8 protein-coding genes are annotated in these 24,912 nt (G+C 49.6%); 3 read left to right on the forward strand and 5 right to left on the reverse strand.

Annotation, left to right across the window (positions count from 1 at the left end):
• Window positions 1–13: 13 nt before the first annotated feature.
• The 5 genes from RIG68_RS21995 to RIG68_RS22015 form a co-directional block, all read right to left on the reverse strand.
• Window positions 14–346: a hypothetical protein gene (locus RIG68_RS21995; RefSeq protein ID WP_350127313.1), complete on the reverse strand. Its 333-nt coding sequence runs from the start codon at window positions 344–346 to the stop codon at window positions 14–16.
• Window positions 347–466: 120 nt separating this feature from the next.
• Window positions 467–5,557 carry a phage tail family protein gene (locus RIG68_RS22000; RefSeq protein WP_350127316.1) on the reverse strand — a complete coding sequence of 1,697 codons (5,091 nt, stop codon included), beginning with the start codon at window positions 5,555–5,557 and terminating at the stop codon, window positions 467–469.
• Window positions 5,558–5,616: 59 nt separating this feature from the next.
• Complete coding sequence (locus RIG68_RS22005) at window positions 5,617–7,584, reverse strand: PQQ-binding-like beta-propeller repeat protein (protein WP_350127319.1); 1,968 nt, start codon at window positions 7,582–7,584, stop codon at window positions 5,617–5,619.
• Window positions 7,581–9,593, reverse strand: a complete 2,013-nt coding sequence (locus RIG68_RS22010; RefSeq protein ID WP_350127322.1) for a hypothetical protein — start codon at window positions 9,591–9,593, stop codon at window positions 7,581–7,583. Before RIG68_RS22010 ends, RIG68_RS22005 begins: the two co-directional genes overlap by 4 nt.
• The gene (locus tag RIG68_RS22015; RefSeq protein ID WP_350127325.1) at window positions 9,578–11,017 is read right to left on the reverse strand and encodes a PorP/SprF family type IX secretion system membrane protein; all 1,440 of its coding nucleotides are present in this window, start codon (window positions 11,015–11,017) and stop codon (window positions 9,578–9,580) included. Before RIG68_RS22015 ends, RIG68_RS22010 begins: the two co-directional genes overlap by 16 nt.
• A gap of 243 nt (window positions 11,018–11,260) precedes the next feature.
• Here RIG68_RS22015 and RIG68_RS22020 point away from each other — a divergent pair, with 243 nt between their 5' ends.
• The 3 genes from RIG68_RS22020 to RIG68_RS22030 all read left to right on the forward strand — a co-directional run bounded on the left by RIG68_RS22020 (window position 11,261) and on the right by RIG68_RS22030 (window position 24,739).
• Window positions 11,261–13,219, forward strand: a complete 1,959-nt coding sequence (locus tag RIG68_RS22020) for a fibronectin type III domain-containing protein (RefSeq protein ID WP_350127328.1) — start codon at window positions 11,261–11,263, stop codon at window positions 13,217–13,219.
• A complete protein-coding gene (locus RIG68_RS22025; protein ID WP_350127330.1) occupies window positions 13,216–20,028 on the forward strand; it encodes a PKD domain-containing protein in 6,813 nt (2,270 codons plus the stop codon). Before RIG68_RS22020 ends, RIG68_RS22025 begins: the two co-directional genes overlap by 4 nt.
• Before the next feature lie 127 nt (window positions 20,029–20,155).
• The gene (locus RIG68_RS22030; RefSeq protein ID WP_350127333.1) at window positions 20,156–24,739 is read left to right on the forward strand and encodes a PKD domain-containing protein; all 4,584 of its coding nucleotides are present in this window, start codon (window positions 20,156–20,158) and stop codon (window positions 24,737–24,739) included.
• The last annotated feature ends 173 nt before the right edge of the window (window positions 24,740–24,912 follow it).

Raw genomic sequence — 24,912 nt, forward strand, 5'->3', positions numbered from 1 at the left:
AGGCCGTGTTGCCTCACTGCAATACGTCAATGATCTTGCTTTTATCTGCACCGCCATTAAAATATATTCTCGGAAAATAACCGCTTATTTCTACCCTATAAGTACCCGCTGCAGGAAAGGTAATAGTATGGGCCCCTGTTATTCCACTGGCAGTCCCATTCACTTCGGCATTCGAAATATCCTCCCAATAAATATCGTAGTTATAGCTTGTGCTTTCAGCGGGAATCTTGATTTGGTTGTCGTCCGACGTCCCCGGATTGTCCGTTTTCCAAACGGTAATAAATGGCTGCGCCGAAAGTTCGGCCGTGGCAAAGGCCAGGGTCAAAAGCAGGAGAAGTGATCTCATAAAACGTATCTTGTTTAAATGGTTGTTTCTTTTTGGTAAAAATTGTTTGCTGCCAATCGGCGGTTCCAGTTCATTGCTGTTGAAGGTGATGGCATAGCTTGGGGAGTTTGAGTGCATGGGTTACAAATTCATTTGAAAATCCTTATTAATCCCGAAGCTGAAGACCAGTATCTGCAAGTGGCCATTCACCTTGCCGTATAAAATGCTTGGCGCAGGATTGAACCTCATATTGGCGTTGGCGGCCAGGTAAATGTCCACCAGAGTGATGGTGCCCGTCTTCTTTGACAGTTTTTTCTCATACTCGGCGTATATTCTAGCCCATAATTCCAGCCAAAGCCCTGCTTCCTGCAATTGGAAATTAGGGTTGTACTGCGCTATCACTTGTATGCCAGCCGCCGCACCCGCCTCTATAACCAGATCAAACTTTGCTAGTACGATGTCAACTTTAATTGGATCCGGCTTGAACATGAATTCCAGTCCCAGCCCCAGGTTGGCTGTGTTCTGGTTGAGGTCGAGCCAGCCCGTTGGGCCAAAGCCAGCGCAGTTCAGGATAAACTTCAGGCGCTCCTGTTGGCTGCCCAAAGCCACCCTCCAGGCGCCGGGCTTCACATCCACCAGCAAGCTACCCTGGGCGCAAAGCACACCCGGTTTTTCGAAAGAGGCGGCCAGGTGGCCAAAAAAGTGCTGCTCCGCTGAATTGTATTTTAGGACGATGGTGCCCTTTATAACCGCCGTTTGATCAATGCTTGCCACTTGCGGCACACTGCTGAGCATCTGGCCATTGCCCAGGAAGTCAACCGTAAAGTCGCCAGTAGCGGCCACGTCCATTTTTGCGTCTATCTCCAGCCGGAGCATCTTACCATTTTGTGGGCCAAAGGCCACCATGTGCAGGTAAGCCCCATAGTTGTTGTTGCCATCTGGGACAATGCCCTCCAACCCATTGGCCGCCATGTGGCGGTAAACCCTCCCCTGCAAAGCCACTATTTTGACTACGCCGAGCGCTATTTCGTCAGTCACTTCCTTGATTGTGGAAGGCTGCATCGGTTGCCCCATTTTGTCTGCGTCGGCAGGTTCCCCCGGAGTAGGTGGAGGACCTCCACTTCCAACCTCCGCCATCCAAAAGCTCACATTGTCTTTCCTGCCGCTCAGGTAGGCGAGCTGTATCTGAAAAGGCTTGGGCACTTTCACAAAGGCGTCTACATCGCCGGACCACATGTCGCCGTATTGGGCATGTCCTTTTGTGAAGTGAATAATTCCATTGAGGTCAAGTGCCGGGGAGCGCACACTGATAGGAATGGGGTCAAAAAGCAAATCTTTTGGATTGGCCCCCGACAACAGCTTTCCGCCTACAGCGGCAAAATCCACCGGTATTGAAATGCCCACTTCTTCGCCAAGCAGGTTATTCACCATTTCGTTGGCCGCAATTGAAGCCTTTTTGGCCACCGCTCCGGAAATTGCCTCCAGCGCTCCCTTCTTAATTTGATTGACAATTCGATCCGCACTTATGTTGGCTATCAAATCTTGCCCTACACTTTTGATAGCCTCCAGCATCTTGTCCATGTCCACCTGGGCACCCAGCTCATCTCCAAGGCCTTTGAGCTCATCATCAAACCCGTCCAGAACACCCTGCATAATTTCAGAAGGGTTCTGGTCTTGATTGAGGGCGCCCAGCACCACGTTTTCGGCTGTTTGCCTCACCAGTCGCCTGGCCCGTTCATTTAAATTACTGGTCACAAACGAAGTGACCGGAGACACAATGTTTTGATTGACCGACGCATTGAGCGCCAGGGTCAGTTCATTCACTATTGCCTCTCTGGTAGAATTTGCCACCTGTTCAACGACTAGGGCGGCATCGGGGGCATCTTGCGATATGCTGGCTACTACATCAGAGGAGACTGTGGTAATAATTGCTGTTACTGCCTGATCTAGTTCTTGCTGAACAGAGCTCGTTAGCTGGTTGGCTTTCCCTATGATAACGCCGTTGATATTCCTGGTGGTCAGGTCCACTTTCATCAAAAAGCCATCTCCCAAAGAAGCGACTTTATCAATAGCAAAATTGGTAGCAAATCGCTTCAGCTCGGCTACAACGTCCGAAATATTGTCAAAATCCTCCTCGCTATTCTGAACCTGTTCAATTAAGCCATCTACCACCGTAGGGTCGCTGGCCAGCTCCCGGAAAAGCTCCAGATAGGCCAATAGCCGCTCTTTGCGGTCGGCAATGGCCTCATAATCAATTTCGGCGGGTTCCTCAGGCGTACTGACCAGCGATGCTACATCGTGTGCCTGCCCACCCAGTCCGCCTGAGGCAGATGCAATCAGATCGACCGTGGTGGATTTCAAGGCCTCAGTTTGCTGTTCTACTTTTTGGGTGAGATCCTCCTCCATGGCCGCCAGCTCTTCCTCCAATTGATCAAGGCCATTTTGAGCCGACGCCAGGTTGAAAGCTCCTTGCGTAGGCGCTGGCATATAGCTCTTGTCCAGCACGGGGTTTTCAACCATGGAATAGAGATTAAATGCGGGTGCCCCGTCGTCGCCACTTACGTCCTCACCCATCACCACCTTTCCAGAAATGGCAAAGCCATAGTAGTTTTGGGTTCGGCCTGCGCTAAGAGCGTCAATAGTCACTGGGTACCCCCTAAAAGTGGCGTTGACCTGGTTAGTAAGCGCCAAAACCCCTTCCGGCACGTAAAAACCTACCCTGTAATCTCCCCACACATTGAAATTGTTGACTCCGCTCAACGTTACACCAACGGAAGGCCAGGTCACATCCATGGTGAGTTGGAGGTGATCGTTGCCTGCCATTTCCCCTTTCCTGATGGTAAGGTCAACTGCCATTTCTCCTCCTTCCGGGTTGAACCGGAACGTTTTGTTGTTCAGATTGGCCAACGTTCCTGGCCGAAACCCTCTATCGTATAGCTGCGATTGAAACTCAAAAGGCACTCCTGTGTCGATGAAAGGCACCAGGAAATTCCCTTCCAATCTACTGGCTTCGTTCGCTTGCTGGTTGTCGATGGCCAGCGTAAGCCTTGTGAAGTTGGCGGGAAACGTATTGAAGTCCCCAGTTACGTTAAACTGCAGGTCGTGCTTGAGAGTGAAACCTTCTCCAGTAACACCAACGAGGCTATTGGGCAAAGTATTTAGATCAATGCTGCTTTCGAGTTCGCTGCTGAGTGCAAACTGGCCAGCCCCATCCATCGCTTCAGCAATTTTCAGGGTCGACTGTTCAATATAAACACCCTTCCAGTAGGGCTCGCCGGCAAATTTTCCTGGCGATGAGGCATCATCCAGGTCAATGACACTTTTACGAGGAAGCAATTCCATGCCTGTACCCGCTACTACTCTCAGTGGAACTGTATTGGTTGAGTCTGATATCTCTATTAGCCTAAGGTTGTCCACCTGATTAAAAGCCCAGGTAGCACTGCTACCTGTAACTGATTTGGCCGAAGGGGTAGTCAGCGTTCCGTCAAAACCAAACCAATACTGATTGTCGAAGATCACCACGGTGCTGGTAGGAGAAAGGTCAAGCTTGAAAAACTGAGGATCCAGTAGCTCGAAAGAGTTACTGTTGGTGAGGTTGGCTACTCCTGAAAGCCGAAAATCGTTAAAGTCGGAAGCGAACTTCTCCGATGTAACTTTTCCAATGCCCGATGAGAGCAAAGGAAATGGTAGATCCCAGGAGAAACTCCCCTCGACAAACAAACCATCCTTTGTTATTTTGTAATTGGTTGCCAGAAAAGCAGCCTCACCGTCTGCCTCATTGCCTGGCGTAAGTTCGAATGCAATAGGACTGGTTTCAATGTTGATTTCTCCACCGATCAAATACGCCGAATAGCCCGACTGACGTAACTGTAGATTTTCAAAGGCTATTGAAGTCCACACTTCCTCTCTTGATAGACGTACTCTCCCCGTCCCCGAAAAGCTGGCGAAGTCCTTATTGGTGATATTGTCTACCTCAATTCGATGACCAGCAGCATAAAACCTTTCTACCAACGGTGGCCCATAAAAAACTGAGATATCACTTTTGGCAACCTCCAACCCATTTGTATAACCTTTTACCTGCCAAACATAACCTGAGTCTATATCCGGGTAGGGCAAAAGCTCTGATTTGGGATAGTTGGTGCGATTTTCACTTATTAGTTTGTAGTACCATTGCGAGTTTTCCCGGAGAGCATCTTCCGGAGACTCGCCTGGAGATAGCGGTTTGATATTAATTTCGTAGTTAACCCCCTGCTCGGGCGCCCTCGATGTAAGTGCATTCCACTTGATTACTGCCGGAATCTGCCTTCTAAAACTATGACCATAAGGTGGGCTGGTAAGTTCAATTTTTCCACCTGTAGGCCAACCATAGTATAGCAGCCGAAACTCGCTGTATCCATTGTTTTTGTACCTGTCTTTACCGTCTGCATCAATGGCCTGCACTCTGTACACATAGGCCTTTCCTGCCTCTAGCAGCGGATCAGCCGGGCCATAGGTGTAGTTGGTATTCTGCAATAAACCACTTTGAAATACCTGTAGCGCCTGCCCGTTTTGCACAGCGCTTAGGGGGTTGGCTCCTGGCTCCGTGAGCTCCCACATAGTCAGTTGGAAATCAGTACCCATGGTATTGTTAGCACTCGCTGTATTAAAAAGCTGCCAGGTGATCGGAAAAGTAGTGGTAGTGGCTGGGTCGAGAAACTCGTTGTCTGTAGGGCTAATCAGCCTGGGTGGATCCAACAATTGTATCCAGACATTGGCACAACTTTCCTGCGACAACAGCTCACCCGTATTGTAGTCCAATACCTGAAGGCAAATCGAATACATTCCTTCCGGCAACCTTCCAGAGTTAATAATTTGGCTCGTATTCCTTCCGCTCACATTGAGGTTGTTGAAGTTGAAATACTCCGCCCAGTCGGATCCGCTGAGCACATAGGGTACGCCTGGCTGGACGGTGATGGGCGATGCTGGTGTGAATCCATTTTTGGTGCGGAACCGCACATCCATGCTTTCGATGGACAACCTTAGCTTGAAGGTCCATGATGCCTCATTGAAGTCATTGAATAAAATATTGGCCGAGAGTCGGTTGCTTCCCTCTGCCGTATAGTCGCTGAGATAGACCGAATAGGGGGCAGGCAAAATGGGCTGGATATCGGCCGGGTAGCGCTGCACCTGGGCTGTTGCCTCATGCAGAACAAGCACCAGCCACGTGGCCATCAAAAGCCATCGCCTTGCCATCGCCGGGCACTTTGTTTGGTCAGATATGTTTTGCCTTCCACTCACTTCGTGCTCATCTTTTATAGGTCGTAACAGGCCACCCGGTCATCGGCGGACTTCAAAAACACCTTTTTGCCAATGGGATCGATGGAAAAATCAGGCGTGCGGTCGTTTGTCACAATCTGCCCCTCTTCTTCTCCTGTCAGAATATTGATTTTGACAAAGCCGATGCTATGGTCCTTTTTGGTAAGTATTAACTTGTATGTATCGGTACCAGCCTGCTCCCCAAACCTGGCCTGAGCCATGGCTCCAAGGCCTCCGGTCACGTCCCTTGTAAAAGTGGCCACGGTCATTTGCTTCTGCGCCTTCCTGGTGAAGTTGTCGTTGCCCTGGAGGGCCCCCTGCATCCCGTAGCCAATAGAAGAAGCGCCATAGGCAAAGCTGGTGAGGGCCGTGCCGGTGCCCAGCACGCCCAGGGCTAGTTTGGCACCAAAGCTTTGTTCCGGAGCGGGATAGAACTTGTGGTAGCCTACCTTCCCGCTCTTGCTTATCAGCATGGCATTTTGATTGCCCGTGAGCAGGTAGCCGTTGGGCAATAGTTGCAGGCCCGTAGGCAATTCCCCCCTGAAGGCAAAATTGGAGGTGATTTCCACCCAATCCTGTTGGTCGGGCATCACCCGCACCAGCTTGCCTTTGATGTACATCACAAAGCTACCGTCATTGTCCTGCACCACACTGATGGGTACTTCGCCAGCCGACAAATATTTGTCGCCATTCCACAGGAAAGTGCCATCGTCGAGGTTAAGGAAATTGGTTTCTTGTTCGCTGATAAAGAAAAGTGTGTTCCCGTACTGTTTGTAGTAAGTCAGCTGTCCATTGATGACTGGTCGTTTTTTCCACATCGGCTCCCCTGCTTCATTCACAAAATTGATATAAGCCCTGCCCACTGCGTCCATCATGGCATAGCCTAAACCTTTGTCCGTCACAAACACACCGGCATTCTTTTCGCCGCCCGTGCCCATTTTTTCCTTTTTCCACAGGTGATCTCCCGTGGCGTAGTCGATTTTACCGGAACTAAAGGTTTGAAAAAGCAGAAAATCATTTTCTCCCAGTGCCACCCCGCTGTATTTGGCCTTGGAGTAGTCTACCGGGTTTTTCCATACCTCTTTCCCGTTGTTGACATCGAGCGCATCGACTGTAAAGTTGCCGGCGGCGCCACTTGCAAGCCCGATCTGTTTGCCGGTGTTTTCTTCAAAAAAAGTAGAAGAAGGAGATCCGCTGACTGCAAACAGCACCTGCCCATTGGGCTGTAGAAACAGGTCGATGTAGTTCTTTTTGCTGTCGGTTTGCCAGATGATCGCCCCGGTGCTGCCGTTCAATTTGTAAAGGTCTTTCCCAAGGGCATAAATGATATTGCCGCCGTAGTCGATAATGGGTTGGGGCTGCAGGTCTTTGCCCTTTGCTTTGTCAAAAGTGGTGTTCCATTTTTTCTCACCACTCACATAGTCAAACATTGTGATGCCGTCACCGCCGTCGTTGCTGTAGGCAATCATTGCCCCGCCAGCCTCTGGAATCACTTTAGTGCTGATAATCGACCCCAGTGCTTCTTTTTCAGAATCAAAAATGAGATTTCCATTCAGGCCATTGATGATCAGGGTTTGTGCGTCGCCCCCCTTGTCGGCAATCAGCACCAGGGGGGTACCTTCAATCAGCTGGTAATTGGCCTCGGGCACATTCGTCAGGGTGGTGATTTCCCACAGCTTGCTCCCATCTTCGGGGTTCACGCCGTACAGTCCATTGTCGCAGGAGGCAATGAGGATACCGTAGTCGTTGATCTGCATCCATTTCAGCTTGCCTGGGAGAGAAATTTCCCAGGAGGGGGTGAGCACCTGAGCCTTTGCTCCCCACACAGTGAGGAGCAGTAGCGACAGAAAGAGGCACCGATATGCCGTCCCTACGGGAGTGGCTGTTAGGTGATGTGTATTCCGGGGTGCTGATGTGTCGTCCCTTCGGTGCTGGTGGCTAATTGGCTGGTTGTAATGTGTCATATTCTAAAAGCATAGTTGAGTGTTCCCCGCCATTCCTGTGTGGCTTTGGCAGCTTCTTCGTAAGTGTTTTTCAATAGGTAAAAGGTGTTGAACGACACCGTATGTCGCTTCCTGGCCGTCCAGTTGACCGACCAACGCACATTGTCGATGTGGCTGTTTCTCTCTTTGTTGAGGTAGCTATTCAGCAAGCTGAGAGAAAGGCTGCTCCGCACTTTGTTGTCGAGAAAAGACCGGTTCACGCCGAATACCGGTCCCAGGGTGAGGTTGCTGATGCCGGCTGCTTCCGACTGATTGATGGTGAATGACGTGTTGGTCGACCAATACTCTCCAATCTTAAAGCTGTAACCGGCGTTACCACTTTTGAACAGCGATCCATTGCCCTGGTTGTCGGTGGCGTCCTGCAAATTACCACTGACGAAGAGGGTACCTGTATTGGTTTCCTTTCCCGTTTGGTAGTTTACCGATGCCATGGCCGACCGGGTTACCTGAAAGAACTCCAGCGTGTCGGACAGGATATCGGTTTGCAGTAGTAGCTGTTGGGTGCTGGTACTGAAATTCGATACGTTGAGGTTGACATTGAGCTTTTCTGTGGCTGAAATGGACGCCGATGAGCTGAATACATATCGGTTGACACGGGCACTGTTCTGGTTATCGAGGTTATTGTGTTGCAAGCCCGAGCTGGTGGATAGCGTTACCCTGTTGTTGAACAAAGGCAATGAAAGTCCGGCCGTGATGTCTTCGAGGTCGTTGTTAAGAAACGACGAGCCGTGCGTGGTGTAGCCCGGATCCACTCTCCGGTAACTTAAGTTGGCCTGAAAGCCATCGCCCTGGTACGTAAGGCGAGATTTCAAGGCGTTGGTAAAAGCGGAAGAACCGTTGGGTTTGTAAAGCCCTCCCAGGTTATTGATGAAGGAATAGTCGTTGGTGAATAGCTCGGGAATCCGCCTGTCACGGGTGAAAAGGCTATAGGCATATTCTCCTTCCAGCGAAAACCGGTCGAAAAATTTGAAGCCTCCTTCCAGCCCCACCACCAGGTTTTCTTCAGGGGTTACCACAAAGGAGCTGTCCACCACATCGATGGAGTTAGGGTCGTCGTACGCCCGGAAGAACATGACGGCCGCCCGCTGTTTCTCCAATTCAAAGCCGACCTTGGTGCCAAAGCCGATGCGCCGGTAGGTGGGCTCGGCATACACCTGCCCAAACTGTGAGAACTTGGCCACTGGTTTGGCAAAGCGGCCGTACATGGCGCTTACCCTGACAGGATTGTTCTCAGGCTTGTATTCCACACCAGCACCAAAGAACAAGTTGCCCGCCAACGTATAATCAGAAAAGTTGATGGTGCGGTGACCCAGGTGAACAGTGAGCCCCTTGTAAGTGGGACTGATACCAAACCGGTTGAAGGGTTGCGGCTGCGCAAAGCTCTTGTTTTGCTGACTGAGCGTGGCCGAAAGCGGCACACTGATGATGCCCAGGAAAGTGAGGTTCAGATTGGCGTTCAACTGCCAGAAGTACGGGTCCCGGCGGCTGGGCATACCCGTCGCATGATAAAATGTTTGCGTGGCCGACAAGCTGCCATTGTAAGCAAAGAGCTTTTGTTCGCCCAATGTTTCCAAATCCTGAGCAAGAAGAGTCGGCGAAACCGCCAGCGACAAAAGAAGCACAGTCGCCAATCGCCAGCCGAGATAGCGTATGTTTTGCCCAACCCCATTGTCCATGATCGGATTTTGGGGTGTGTCCTTCGTGTGTTTGAGTGCGTCTCCACACTCCACGCTTTTGTCTTCACCCGCCTCGTTTTTGGGTGTGTCTCCACACCTTATATAATCGCTCTTGTCTCCACACCCTATATCAAGATCGTTGTCCTCACACACCAGCATGCCTTTCCGTTTCCTGGGTGTGTCTTCACACCCAGGAACGACACCACACCCAACAACACCATACACGGGAATGCCCAGCCAAACGTCCTTACTAGCAGCGATATCTTTTGTAAACCCCCTCACCGCTGCTCCCATTTATAAATCCACGGTACGCCTATAATGAAAGCCTTCGCCTTGCTGTCCATCAATTCTTGAATGAGCCCATTCGCATTTTCCAGCCTGCTCATCTCCTGCGAATACACAAAATACCAGGTGCCGGAAGCGCTTTGGGTGACTTTGGTATCGAGCCCGGCTTCACGTTTCAAAATCCGCTGAAAGAGCTTGGCATCGTCCAAATTGCGCAGGGCACCCACCACCAGGTAATAGGGCCCTTCCGCCACCGAAGTTGTATCATCAGGGTTGGCCTGGAGCCGGACAATGGCTTTTGACAGGTCGTCCTGGTAGCTGTTCACTATTTCCCTCAGCAGCCGCAGCTCCTCGTTCTGTGCTGCCAACTGGCTTTGTGTTTCGTTGAGCTGCCCGCTCACCAGCTCGTTTTCCTGCTTCAGGGCATCAATTTTTTCATACTGAATGGCCGATTGCTTCTCCAGCGACTTGATGCTGCCGCCTTTTTCTCTGGCTATGGGCGAGTCGCTTGATTTGCGCAGCCGCAAGCCCAGCACAAATTCGTGCGTTGAGCTCCCCAAAATACTCAAGTCCGTTGTTGGGAACTCATAGGTATAGCCAAACACAAACTGCTCGGCCAGCTGCGTGCCTATGGACAACCCTGCTCCAATCTTTGGCCGGTAGTTCATATTGAGCCACACCAGCTGCTTGTAATTCACCATCAGGTTAAAGTCGGCCTGGGAGGGCAGCCCCTGCACCGTGCGGATGAGCACCATGGGCTTTACCTCAACATTTGGCCCGGCGACAAAAGTGTAATCAGCTGTAGTGTAATGGTGCCGGATAAACGTATAGTCGAGCGACTGAAACAGCGCCTCATTGTTGTATTTGATTGTGTTTTGAAACAGCTGCTCACTGGCAAAGCCCACGTGGAGCTTCTTCAATGTATAATGCAGACCAGCATTGGCTTCAAACACAGTCCGCTGGTCAACGGCGCTCAGCAGATTGGGGTCGCTGATGTCATCGGCCTGTATGCGGTCGAAGAATATCCGGTTTTGAATGGCCAGGAAGGACAGGCCGAAGCAGAGCTGCTGGTTGGCGGTGAGGTCGATTTTGTAGGAGCCTGTCAACGCTCCGGACGTGCGTCCGATGATATTGGTGACGTCGTTAAAAAAAGTAAGCCCAAGGCCTATGTTTTCATTGTTCAGTTTTGTGTCAAGTGTGAATACCTGGGTTTCCGGTGCCCCGTTCACGCCCACCCACTGTTTTCGGTACAAAAAGAAAGCACTGGGCACGCCCGAATAGCCCGCCAAAGCGGGATTGTAAAGGTATTGGTTAAGAAAATACTGGCTGTAAAGGGGTGTTTGCTGGGCGAAAAGCAATGAACAAGAGAGGTATGTGAATAAAAATAGACAGCATATTTTAACATACAATCTATTATAATTGGCCAGCAGCATAGGAACGGTTAGGTGGTAATACTTCAGATAAATAAATAAGAAATTTTCATATTAAGCAATTTATATGGGAATATATCACCATGCAGAAAATGTAGTTTAGTGACTTTAAATTAGTTTTAGACCATAATGAATATTGGCTACCGAATGATTTTGATATCTTAAGAATAATATATTTATTAGAAACTACTTATCATATTTCTAATAATGTGCAGGCAAAAAACTATTGCTGTAATTTTTTTCTCTATGATTTTCTGCAACTGTAATGGACAAGATTCATTCGTTTTTGCAAGAAATCACCCTGCAAATTCAGCCGGAAACTTAAGTATCGAACTAAAATGGTACCATGCACTTTCACTTTTTGGGAAGGAATTCAATGTGTACAGGAGGGACGCCAACTTAGTTGAGTGGCGGCTTGTGTCGCCAAAGCCCGTAAGTAAGCTTCAAAGCCTGCCAACCTCACTTATTGAGCAAGATGAAGAGTTGGACTTTTTTATTGATGCACTGAATCAAGCTTCACCTGAAGAGCTTGAGGATGATTTCTTAAAACTGAACATCTTACTAAAGAGCTTTGAAAGCAATGAGTTTGCCAGGTTCCTGGGCATCTATTTCAAAGACAATGAAGTGCTTCAAGGGAAATCCTACCAGTACAAAATCACCATTTTAACTGGGTCTCAAGAAACGGTTTTGGGGGAGTCCAGCGTCATTGAAGCAGGAAATTATCGACAAACCTTAGGGGTTCAGGACTTGGAAGCCTATCAGGAAGGCAGGGTAATCAATTTCAATTGGATCCAAGACCTCAATTTGTATTATGCATATAATCTTTATGAGACTGATTCAATCGGATCGACAAACAGGCTAAACAATCAACCGCTGATGCTCAGTATGCAACCCGACAGCTCGGGCGTATTGGTTTTTCCGAAACCAATGTTTAAAAGACGTGGAAGCATAGAGGGGGCTAGTTATTCCTACTATATAGAAGGTATTGACTATTTCGGAGAAATGAGTCAGCCATCCAGCCGGGTAAACATTACAGTAGATGACGTAACTCCGCCTCCTCCACCTTTAAATCTATCGGGAAGGGCGGATTCCCTAAGAGTGCTACTTCAATGGGAGCAGGAAGACACAGAAGATCTCAAAGGCTACAACATCTATCGAAGCCCAAAAAGCGAAGGGGAATTTGTCCCCGTTAATGCCGACTTGATTCCGGCCGAAAGAAGCTCTTACAGTGAAACTCTTCAGAATCCAGGGCCTTATTACTATCGAGTTGAGGCAGAGGATCACACGGGTAATAAGTCGTTGTCTGAAATGGCTTTTGTTGATGCTCAGGACGTGTTTCCCCCTTCACAACCGCTAGATTTGGCCATTAAGTCCGACACCGGTCGGTTCTATTTAACCTGGCTAGAAAATGATGAACCCGATCTTAAGGGATATTTGCTATACAGAACTATTGACCAAAACGATCCTGATCATTATGTTTTGTTAAATGCCGAGCCGCTAGATACAAACTACTATGAGCAGCGGCTTCCAAAAAATGTCAAGAATGAATTTTTTTACTTCTTGGTGGCCATAGACACATCCTACAACAGAAGCAAAAGATCGGAAGTTGCCACGGCGGTTTTACCGGACGTAGTCCCACCAGAAAGCCCTGTAATCAGTCAAGTTGGCTATTCTGACGAAGGCATTGTGATCAACTGGACTCGCAACGTTGAAGAGGACTTGGCTGGTTATCAATTGTACAGATTTGATTCTGTCAATCTTGACGGCACACAGGTCAATCAAGCGCTCATTGCAAAAAACTCCTTTAGATTTATCGACCGCACTACCAATGGAAACCAGGAATATCAATATAGGTTAGTAGCAGTTGATTCATCCGGTAATGTTTCTGCGCTTTCGACCGCTGCGTACGCACTCAGGCACGAAGAACAAGTGGTGGAAGCCAGACTGACCCTAAAGCTCAAAAGTCAGAAAAGGAAAAAGGCCAATCGCTTAGAATGGAACGAAATCGATCCAAAGCTCATCAGGGGCTACATAGTATTCAGAGGTGAAACCGAGAAGTCGATAAAGCCAATCACCGGGCTAGTTGCTTCAACCAATTTTATTGACAAAGACTTGAAAAAAGAAGCTTATGTCTACCAGGTGCGGGCTTATTCCATCCCAGGCAAGGTGATTATTTCTAAGACAGTTGAATGGGGGGGTCGATGAGAAGAGCCATCATTATATCGTCATGTGTCTATGGAAAGTGTTTCGCCATTAACAGGTACTTATTGTCGATGTTGCTTAGCCTTTTACTAAGTTATTCCGGTAAAGCTCAAGTGTCAGTAGCCAACCAGAATATACCCATCGAAATTCAACCTGACGCCACTTTTTTTATACCTGGCAACTACACCGACAATTCTACATATGGCGATGGAAAGCTTAAACTGTATGGGACTTTAATTATAAACGGAAATATTAGCAATCTGGGATCTACCACTCTTATTGCTACTCCCGCTGCAGACTCTATTCCAACTGAAACTCCACGCATTTCCGGAAATGGCGATCAAACCCTTTCGATCAGTTCAGCCGAAGAAACATTTCTATCGAACCCAATCATAGCCAAACCCTCGGGGGTGTTCATATTGCGAGCTAGTCAGAGAATATTATTCGGGGACACGTTAACGTTCGAATCGGGCAATATTAAGCTGGAAAACAGCAAAGTTTTTCTTAAAGACGGCGGAACTTTAAAGAACGAATTCTCTGCCTCAAGATTCACCGGCGAAGGGTCTATTAGCACCACTCTTCCTAGTATAAATACCGACGTCACAGATTATAACATGGCAGGAATGGGTCTGCTTGTGTCAACAGGATCGCAATCCGCTGCTAATGTGGGAATAACTAGGCATCATATACCGGCGGGTATTAAAAAATTTGATGTGGCTAACGACACCACCATTCTCAAATACTTTGAACTAACGTTCGGAGAGGAAGCAGGCATTTTTGATAAAATGACATTTAACTTTTTTAATGTCACTGATGAGATGAACTCACTAAAAGAGCATGCAGAGGAATTAGCCGTTTATACATCAGAAGACAACGGTGCGTCTTGGCTCATGCTTGACGCAGTAGTGTCATCCGACGCAAGCAGCATTACAAATGATAATGTAGTATTTAACGCAAATTCCACAAACTACATCGTAGTCGCAGAAATTTGTGACAACGACCATAAACCCAAAGCTGTTCCAACCTCAAACAATGAATCCGCTCTAATTGAGGAAAACAATACCACAATCAAGGTGTGCTATGGAGGTGTGTTAGATTTAAGTTCAACCGCAGACTACCATCACTGGATCGTCAACGGAGTGGTAATACCATCCTCTTCCGTAGACACTTACATTTTTGATCTGACCGACCCGTTAACTGATGGTGCAAAAATCACCCTTTTTGAACGAAACAATAGGGGCTGCGAGCGAGAAATTGAATATACAATTGACGTTTTACCCCTGCCAATAGCTGACTTCTCCCACTCACCGGAAAACGGTCAATCGTGTTATGGTGCAACGGTGCAATTTATAAAACAGTCTCTACCCGTCGGATCAGGTGCCGACTTCGACCTTGTTGCATGGTATTGGGACTTCAAGGATAACGACATTACCAGCACGCTTGAGGAACCAACCCATGTTTTTTCTGACACAGGAAAGTTTGCGGTAACCTTGATAACAGAAAATAGATTTGGTTGCAGCAGCACTGTTTTTTCGAAAACGGTAAGAGTGAATGCATTGCCTATTCCTGACTTTGATTTTGAGGATTTATCAGCCACGGCTACCCGGGAAGCGTGTCAGCTGGAGGCCATTGCGTTTTCTAATTACAGCCACTACGAAAATTTTGACGGCGCAACACTAGACTCCGCCGGAATGTCCTACAATTGGGAATTTGGAGATGGAAACTCAGGCGGGGACATCAATGTTGAACATACTTACTCTGGCTATGGGGCAATGGAGGTCACTTTAATAGCTACAGAGCCGGGACATGGCTGCAAAAACTCAGTTAAAAAAACTATTCAGGTTGATCCAAGGCCTGTTCCAAAATTTCATTTCGAAGTTGAAGAAAGCCCCATTCTCGAAGTCTGTGAAGGAATTGATATTCTTTTTGCCAATGAAAGCACAATTGACGATGGTAGTCCAATCTCCTACATGTGGGATTATGGAGACGATAGCCTTTCTAGCGAAAAGTCGCCTATACGGGAGTATGTATATTCAAAAGACACAGTGATACGTCAGGTTGTATTGGAAGTAACTTCTTATGACTACGGTTGCGTTTTTTCAGACACACTAAACCTCACCATCCACCCTGCCCCGTCCGGCGATTTTCACATGGAATTCGACGAGTTGTCTCTGGAGCATATTTGTACCGGTGTGGATGTTGATTTTGTCAATAACTCAGATATAGAAGGTGGACGTAGCATGAGGTACGTTTGGGATTTTGATGACGCTTCGGCGCTCGATACTCTGATCAGTAAGGACATCGTCTCCCATTCCTTTGCTGACCCCAGAGAACACTACATTAGACTGACCAGAATTTCCAGCGACCTGTGCATCAATGATTTTCGGCAATCATTGTGGACGCACCCCTATCCACAAGTCGACTTTGCATTCAACAATGCTTGCGATGGTGCTCCCACAACTTTTTACAATAAGTCCGATATCCAAACTGACGAAATAGCAAACCTCTCCTGGGATTATGGTGATACTCAGTCTTCGGCTAATAAGGATTCGGTCCATACACATGATTACCCCACCTTCGGCAGCTATCCGGTAACCCTTACCGCCACTTCCTCTTATAATTGTGAGTCGTCTGTCGAAAAAACAGTGGAAGTCTTCCAAAGACCCTCGTTCAACTTGGGCCCTTCCGCCCTGAGCTGCTCCGGCAGTTTTACTATCGACCCATCGGCAGACGCCACCGTCTATCTTCCGGCAGGCACATCCTTTACTTGGTACAAACACCCTGACTTTGAGCAGGCAATAGCCTTTGGGGATCAATTAGAGGTAACCGAATCCGGTTCATACAAGGCCGTGTTGACCACGGACGATCCCCAGAACTGCGAGGCGTCTTTCTCCATCCCGGTCTATATTGTCGACCCCGGCGACCTGGGGGCCAACCGAACAGTGTGCGAAAGCACCGTGCTGGATGCAACGCCTTCTTCGGTGCCCCCCACCGGTGCGGTACACTATGAATGGACAAAGGATGGCAGCCCAATAGCCGAAATCGGCTCCAATCTGCTAGTGACCGAGTCCGGCAACTACAGCGTGACTATCACCTACTCACCCAGCAGCGACACCATGACCCCGTCCTGTTCCTATTCAGACAATGTAATTATTACCATCGACGATGTGCCCGTGCTTGACCTGGGAGATGACGTCCTTGTTTGCCAGGGTGAAGCCGCCACGCTTGCTTCCAATATTAGCGGAGACTCTTACGTGTGGGTAAACCTGGCCTCGGGCGACGAACTGGGCTATGATCCTACCCTTGAAGTAACCGAAGCGGGGCAGTACCGCTTAACAGTGGAGGCAGGCACCTGTTCAGTTTCCGATGCTGTTTCCGTTAGCCTGCTGCCAGCACCCGAAGCCGGCTTTTTGGCCAGCGGCCTCCAGGTTTGCGAAGGGGAAGAGGTATCCTTTACAGATATTTCATTTTCCATGACAGCCAGCGATCCTGTTGTTGCCCGTCAGTGGGATTTTGGCAACGGAGAAACAGCCGATACCTCAAATCCTTCCACTACCTACGCTTCATCGGGTAGCTATACAGTTACCCTCGAAGTGGAAACGCAAAACGGATGCAGCGACACATTCACCAGGGGCATTGTGGTAGATGCTCCTCCTGCCGTTTCATTTGACGCAGAAAATGCCTGCCAGGGAACTTCAGTTGGCTTTACCAACACCTCAACAAGCACCGCTTCTCCTGTTACTTATCTCTGGACTTTTGGCGATGGCACCACCTCCACAGAAGAAAGCCCTTTCCACACCTTCGACGAAGCCGGTTTATTTGATGTAACGCTTAAAGTCACTGCCGGAAAGTGCTCGGAAGAATTTTTGAAGCAAATCGAAATCTACCCCGCACCTGACCTTGACCTGGCTGCTACTTCCGTTACCTGCGGTAACCAGCTTGTTCTTGACGCTGGCAGCCCTGGCGCTACCTACAGATGGTACGATGTCGGCTCAGGAAGTACACTTGGTACCGACCAAACCTATGTCGTAACCTTAAACATGGCCATAGGCATTGAAGTGACGACCCCAAATGGTTGCCTGTTAACCGACGAAACAACTGTGACTCTCAACAGCCCCGTTCAAATTGATTTGGGCTTAGACAGGGAAGTTTGCGGCCCTGTGACCCTTGATGCAGGGGCTTTCCCTAATGGCACCTATGCCTGGTCAACAGGGGAAACCACCAGAAAGATCAATGTTGCCACCACCGGCTTATATAGCATTTCTTTTGTGGATCAAAATGGTTGTACCGACTCAGACGAGGTGTTTATCACTGTATCTCCACTGCCTTCTGTGGAGTTGGGCGGAGACATTACAGCTTGCGCAGGGAAGGTGGTTACACTTAATGCGAAAAACCCGGGTGCCCAATTCCTATGGTCGACAGGCCAGACCAGCCAAAGCATTAGCGTTACCCAAAATGGCACTTACACCGTTCGGGTAAGTGTAGGCAACTGTTGGGTCGAAGACAATATCCTCGTGACGTTCCTCGAGTCACCCGAAGTGGACATTGCTTTTACAGGCCAATGCGAGGGTGATGCCATTAGCTTTGAGCCCGTATTATCCAACGACACCGGCACTTTGAACTACCTTTGGTCGTTTGGCGACGGCACGCAATCAGCCAATAGCCAACCTGACAAGGTTTTCAGTGTAGCCAATACCTACCAGGTCACGCTAGTGGCCACTAATGCTGCAGGTTGCAAAACAGAAGTGAGCAAGCTGGTGGCTGTGAAACCTTCTCCGAAGCCGAACTTTGTGTTCAAAAACGTATGTGAGGACGAACAGCTAACATTCACAAACTCCACTTCGTATGCCGGGAACCTCAGCGACGTTTCTTACCTGTGGAACTTTGGCGATGGCAATACTTCTGAAGCTTTTCAGCCGACCCATAGCTACCAAACAAAAGGACGCTATTTCGTTACATTGACTGCTTCCACGGATGCTTCGTGCGAGAGAACCCAAACAAAAGAAATAGTCGTCAACGAAGGACCATCGCTCAATCTTCCTGCTTCCATCGAAACCTGTGAATCCACTTACCTGCTGGATGCCGGTAACCCGGGCAGTACTTATAAATGGCAAAATAACTCTTCCAATCGCACATATTTAGCCACCCAAAGTGGCACTTATACCGTTAGGGTCACCAATACGAATGGCTGCGCTGTATCGGGTGCCGTTGAGGTTGCGCTGCTCGAATCGGAGCTGCCAGACCTGGGCGAAGACCGGGAGGCCTGTGGAGAAGAAGTGCTTGATCCAATGATCAGTGCCGCCAGCTATTTGTGGTCGACAGGGCATACAAGCCCTACAATAACTGCCAGCGAGACCGGCACCTACTGGGTGGAAACCATCAGCAACGACTTGTGCATTCACAGGGACACCGTCAACCTGATCGTTTACCCCAGGCCCGTGATCTCACTGGGCGACGATATAGTATTGTGTAAGGGAGAGCCTCTAACACTTGACGCCTCGTCAGACATAGCCAGTAGCTATAAATGGAGCAATGGCTCCACCGACCCTCTGCTTGCTGTCACTTCCTCGGGCACTTACGGTGTCACACTCACCAGCCCAAAAGGCTGCACTTTCTATGAAGAGATTAAAGTCACGGTCAATGAGCTTCCTACCCTGGCGTTCGCCGATGAATATGAAGAGTGCGAAAGCCTGCTCCTCGGGGTAGATAATATCAGGAGTGAGTTCTTATGGTCAACAGGCAGCACCGGAAAAAACATAAAGATTACAGAAAGTGATACCTACTGGCTCAAAATTTCAGACCGCAATGGCTGCGTGAATGCAGATACCACCAGCGTAGTTATCAGACCTAACCCTATAGTTGACCTGGGGCCGGATGTTGTGCTTTGCTATGGCGAAACGGTTGAGGTGGATGCGGGAGTTCAGGCAGGTTATAGATGGAATGACTTGTCTGACACCAGGTTTAAAGCTGTCGGTGTCACAGGAACATATTCGGTTACTGTAACCAACGAGTTCGGCTGTGAAAACAGTGACAAAATCAACGTAACCGTCAAACCAACCCTGGGGCTCAATCTGGCGGCCGAGGCATTGATTTGCTCTCCTGAGGAGTTCTTTCTGGATGCTGGCGTTGCCAATGTTTCCTACGTTTGGACATCGAATACTGGCTATACCTCAACCGATCAGGTCATTTACCCAACCGAGCCTGGCACCTACTACTTACAGGTAACCGCAACAGACGGCTGCGCTGAAACAGACGTGGTGGAAGTGAAGGAAACCACCCAAAAAATAAAGGCCAGCTTCTTGATACCAAGTGAAGTAAGTGTGGAGGAAGAGGTGCATTTTGTGCAGCTGACCGAACCCGAGCCACTTTCCTTCAAATGGACCTTCGGCGATGGGTTTTCGTCCGTGAGGGCCAACCCTTCTTATATCTATTACCGGCCAGCAGACTACACGGTGAGCCTGACTGTATCAAATGGAGTTTGCTCCGACACGGAGGAGAAGCTGCTGAAGGTGCTGGAGTTCAGGCCGTCGGAGCCAGCCACCGACAAGGTGAGGCTGCTGGAGCTTTACCGGAGCAATCTGTACCCCAACCCGGCAGAAGATGTGGTGAAAATTGACCTGGAGCTGAGCGACGAAGCACCCGTACTGGTACAAGTATTCAACCTAAGCGGGCTCAAAATAGCGGAGTACGAATTCGTCGGAATAGAGGAGCTCATTGAGTTTAATATGCACGGGATGGTGCCTGGCACCTACATCATGGCCATACAGGCGGGAAGGATTTCGAAAACGATCAGGTTTGTAAAGACCTATTGATGTAAAAAACGACCTATGGACTAAATAATAGAAAATTAGAAAGCTTGCCGCTTAACCCCTCTCCCACGGGCCGGACGGAGTCAGAGGGGGGTAGGGTTACGCCAGCTGGCTGAGGAAAAAAACCACCATGTACATCGACCTAACCAAGTTAAAACTACTGGCACCCACGGTTGCTCTGCTACTGTGTTGGCAGACAGCAAAGGCAGTCCCCACTGCCACCTTTACTGCCGCACCTGTGTGCAAAGGCCAGGAGACCGTTTTTGTCAACGGTTCCACCACACTGTCGGGCAGCATCACCTTCTACTCCTGGGATTTTGGCGATGGGCAAAGCTCCACCGTGCCCAGCCCCCGCCATGTGTATGCATCGGCGGGTGACTTTGTGGTGAGGCTGTGGGTGATGGACAGCAATGGCGACCAGGACGACTTCTCCACCACGGTGACAGTGCACCCCACTGCGTCGGTTAATTTTACGGCCACTGCCGCCGACCGCTGTGTGTCCACCACGCAGTCGTTTACTGACCTTACCTCCATAGGGGGCGGCTCCACCATCACCGACTTTGAGTGGGACTTCGGCGATGGCACCATCGTCAACTCCGCTATTTCCATCAACCCCACCCACGATTATGCAGCAGCCGGCACTTACACCGTTACGGTCACTGCCACCACCAACAATGCCTGCGAAAGCAGCCTGAGCAAGTCCATCACAATTTTCCCCGACCCGATAGCAGACTTCACTTTTCCCGGAGATGTGTGCCTGGGTGAAAGCATCGTTTTCACCAACAACTCCTCCATTGCGTCAGGCAATGTTACTTACACCTGGGATTTTGACGATGGCTCCCCCACCTCCAGCCAAATCAGCCCCACCCATACTTTTGCTTCTGATGGGGTTTATGACGTGAGCCTGCTGGTGACCTCAGTCGCCGGCGGCTGCACCGATTTAATCACCCAACAGGTGGAAGTGTTTGCACAACCTGTGGCCAACTTCACCTTCAGCGATCATTGCTTTGAAGAGACTGCTTCCATCACCAATACAAGCACCGATGCTGCGAGCTATCTTTGGTCGTTCGGCGACGGAAGTCAGTCGACGGACGCAATCCCCACGCACGACTACGCCAGCCCGGGCACCTTCGAAGTAACGCTGGAGGCCACCTCGGCCAATAACTGCGTGGATGTAGTCAATCAAATCATCAATGTGCGGCCCAACCCGGTGGCTAATTTTGAAGTCGACGATACCTGCCTCGGCACGGCCACCGCCTTCACCAACTTTTCCACTATTACCAGTGGGCCTGTTACCTACTCGTGGGACTTTGGAGACGGAAGTCCGCTTTCCACCGACCCCAACCCAACTTACACCTACCCAACAGCCGGTGTTTACACCGTAGAGTTGACAGTTACTTCAAGCTTTACCTGCGAGGCGACCCACAGCACGACGGTTGAGATATTTGCCACCTCGGTGGGTGGCACACTGGCGGGGAGCACTACCCGCTGCGAAGATGACGACGCAGTTTATACATTGACTTTATCAGGAGAAACAGGCGATGTGGTTCGGTGGGAAAGGTCCCTCACAGGCGTAGACCAATGGATCACCATCGACAATACCACCACATCGCTCGACTACAGCGACCTGGCGCAAACCACGTACTTCCGGGCGCTTGTCAAAAACGGAGTTTGCGATGGAGTCTACTCCTCTATGGCTACCGTCCAAATTGACGAGCTTAGCGTAGGCGGTACCCTGGGCGGTGGCACCACTGTTTGCAGTGGCACCAACTCCACCACCCTGGAGATATCGGGCTACACAGGAGGGGTAGTAGAATGGCAGTCGTCCGCCAGCTCAACCGGCCCCTGGACACCCATTGCCTCCACTGCCGCCTCCATGCCTTTCGACAATTTGACAGCCACTACTTACTACCGGGTAATTGTGCAAAATGGCGTTTGCAGCAGCAGCCCGTCAAGCGTGGCTGAAATAGAAGTGTCGCCAGCAACAGTCGCTGGCCTTGTGAATGGATCGGCGGTTGTTTGCTATGGCACCAATTCAGGCCAACTCACACTGTCAGGCAACACGGGTTTAGTGGTTCGCTGGGAGTCGTCGCCCACTGGCGAGGAACCCTGGGCACCCATTGTCAATACCACCACAACCCTGGATTACGAAAATTTGCTTACCACCTCGTTCTACAGAGCCATTATAAAAAGTGGTGTGTGTGATGAAAAGATCACCAATAAGGTGAAAGTACAGATTGACCCAGCGACTGTGGCGGGGGAGCTAAGCGGCCCCTCGCTGGTGTGTGGAGAGGCGAATGAAGGGACAATCCTTTTGAAAGGACAAACAGGAGCTGTGCTCAGGTGGCAGGAGTCGCCGGATGGAACCGCCTGGACAGACATTATCAACACCACCACCAGCCAGTCTTTTACCGATTTAACTTCGACGACATTCTATAGGGCAGAGGTGCAAAGCGGCACTTGTACAGCAATTTTCACCTTGCCTTTCGAAGTAGAAGTGAGCGCCTTGCCCAATGTAGCTTTCAGCGTGGGAGAGGTCTGCGAAGGGCTGGCTTCACAGTTTGTCAATACTTCAACCGTGCCCAGTGGAACGGTAGCTTCTCAGGTTTGGGACTTTGGTGATGCTTCCTCTTCGGTCTCGACTTCTCCCAAGCATGGTTATGATAGCTACGGCACCTACCCTGTGAAGTTGATAGTGACGAGCAAGGCAGGTTGCGTCGACTCTCTAAGTCTGGCCGCAGTGGTCAACGCTGTTCCGGAAGTGTCGTTTACGCAGGAGGATGTTTGTTTTGGAGAGCCGATGGATTTCTCAAACTTGTCGACCCTGCCTCTTGGTTCAATCGATGAAATTGCCTGGAACTTCGGAGATGGCGCCACTTCCAGCGAGCAGGATCCGAGCTATACTTTTGAAGAACCAGGCGCTTTTCAGGCCAGCCTGACTATCACAAGCGATAAAAATTGTGAAGCCAGCTTCAGCAAGCAAGTGGTGGTATTTCCGCAACCCGTCGCCGCTTTCGAAGTTGGCAATGTTTGCTTTGGGGAGACGTCCACTTTTAAAAACAATAGCTCTGTGTCGTCAGGCACGCTTACCTATGTGTGGGACTTTGGCGACGGCACCCAGTCTACCTCCATCAATCCATCTCACAAGTACGAGGAGCCGGGGCACTACGCCATCAGCCTGACAGCGACGACAAGCTTTGATTGCGTTTCAGAATTTTTAGTCGAAATAGATGTGTATGAACAGCCGGTGGCGAGCTTCTCCGTGGAGAATATCTGCCTAGATGCCTCAGCTATTTTCAACAACACCTCCACCGGTTCAGATGTCAGCTTTCGCTGGGAATTTGGCGATGGTATTGTTTCGGAGGAAATCAGTCCAAGCCACGATTATGTCAGTGCTGGTATATACACGGTGACGCTGTCGGTTACGGCAGAAAGTGGTTGCTCAGATCAGTTTTCCTCCAAGATCACCGTATCGCCACTTCCACTTATCAGCTTTGTGATGGAGGATGTGTGTATCGATAAGGCCGTGGTATTCTCTAATCTCAGTAGCATTATTTCTGGCGAAGTGTTGTACACCTGGTTCTTTGGTGATGGTAAAACATCGAATGAAGTAAATCCAGTTCACTCATACGAAGAAGCGGGCGCATTTACGGTACGGCTGGAAGGAGCCTCTGACAGCGGATGCACAACTGTTCTTGAGAAAACCGTGGAGGTTTTTCCTTTGCCAAAGCCTGATTTTGTTGCTGATCCGGTATGCGATGGGTCCCCCACGACATTTGAGAACAAAACGACGCTGGCATCCGGAGCGATAGCCAGCTACCTTTGGAATTTTGGTGATCAAACCAACTCCATTGTTGTGAGCCCGAGCAAGCAGTACCTCAATCCTGGTAGCTACCAGGCCTCTTTGCTGGCTGAGTCAGAAGCTGGCTGCAAAGCCATTGTGGTAAAAGAGGTGGTGGTTCATGACTTCCCGGTAGCCAATTTTACGGTTGACAATGTGTGTGATGGATTTGAGATCGAGCCTGTCAACCGCTCAGAAATAGCCAGTGGTGATCTCACCTTCGAATGGGATTTTGGGGATGGGCAAACTTTAGCCTCTTCCAATCCCACCCACTTGTATGAGGAGGCCGGGGTCTACACCATTACGCTGGCTGCCAACTCAGGCAACAACTGCAAAGACGTTTTTCAGCGGCAAGTCATTATTTATGCCCTGCCGGAGCCGAATGCTGGAGCCGACACCACCGTGAGCAAAGGCTATTCAGCCTTGCTGACAGGCAGTGGCGGCGTGAGCTATGTGTGGAGCCCTATCGATGGCCTGGCCAATTCCAACGTGCCCACCACCTGGGCGACACCGCTGCAAACCACCGACTACGAGCTGTTGGTCACAGATCAGTTTGGCTGCCAAAACAGAGATACCGTGACAGTGAACGTGAGCGACGACTACAGGATAGTGGCCAGCAACGTATTCACGCCTGACGGCAATGGCCAGAACGACACCTGGGTGATCCGAAATGTGGAGACGTTCGGAGATGTTAATGTGCGGGTGTTCGATCGCTTTGGCACTATGGTCTTCCAGGAAACTGCTTACCAAAACGACTGGCGTGGCACTCGAGGGAATGATATCCTGCCGGACGGCACTTACTACTACGTTATCACCTTCTCAACTTCGGAAAGGAAGTACAATGGGGCTTTGACGATCATGAGGAATAGGTAGGGGCTGGTTGGTCAGAACGGAACCAGTGAATTGGAGACTGTTCAGAAAAGTGTGTCATAAGTATAAGTAAAAATAAAATGAGAACTTATGACAGAAATGGAATCAAAGAGACCACCTCGGAGTGAGTTGGAGCAACTTTTCGAGGAAGCATTACAGACACTTAAGTCGGGCAA

This window comes from Imperialibacter sp. (assembly GCF_040222385.1).
Taxonomy (GTDB): Bacteria; Bacteroidota; Bacteroidia; order Cytophagales; family Cyclobacteriaceae; genus Imperialibacter.

Bases quoted from the DNA above. Each gene is read 5' to 3' on its own strand.
- RIG68_RS22020 (WP_350127328.1), top strand. From the start codon at position 11,261: ATGATTTTCTGCAACTGTAATGGACAAGATTCATTCGTTTTTGCAAGA.
- RIG68_RS22005 (WP_350127319.1), bottom strand. From the start codon at position 7,584: ATGACACATTACAACCAGCCAATTAGCCACCAGCACCGAAGGGACGAC.
- RIG68_RS22025 (WP_350127330.1), top strand. From the start codon at position 13,216: ATGAGAAGAGCCATCATTATATCGTCATGTGTCTATGGAAAGTGTTTC.
- RIG68_RS22030 (WP_350127333.1), top strand. From the start codon at position 20,156: ATGTACATCGACCTAACCAAGTTAAAACTACTGGCACCCACGGTTGCT.
- RIG68_RS22010 (WP_350127322.1), bottom strand. From the start codon at position 9,593: ATGGGAGCAGCGGTGAGGGGGTTTACAAAAGATATCGCTGCTAGTAAG.
- RIG68_RS22000 (WP_350127316.1), bottom strand. From the start codon at position 5,557: ATGGCAAGGCGATGGCTTTTGATGGCCACGTGGCTGGTGCTTGTTCTG.
- RIG68_RS22015 (WP_350127325.1), bottom strand. From the start codon at position 11,017: ATGCTGCTGGCCAATTATAATAGATTGTATGTTAAAATATGCTGTCTA.
- RIG68_RS21995 (WP_350127313.1), bottom strand. From the start codon at position 346: ATGAGATCACTTCTCCTGCTTTTGACCCTGGCCTTTGCCACGGCCGAA.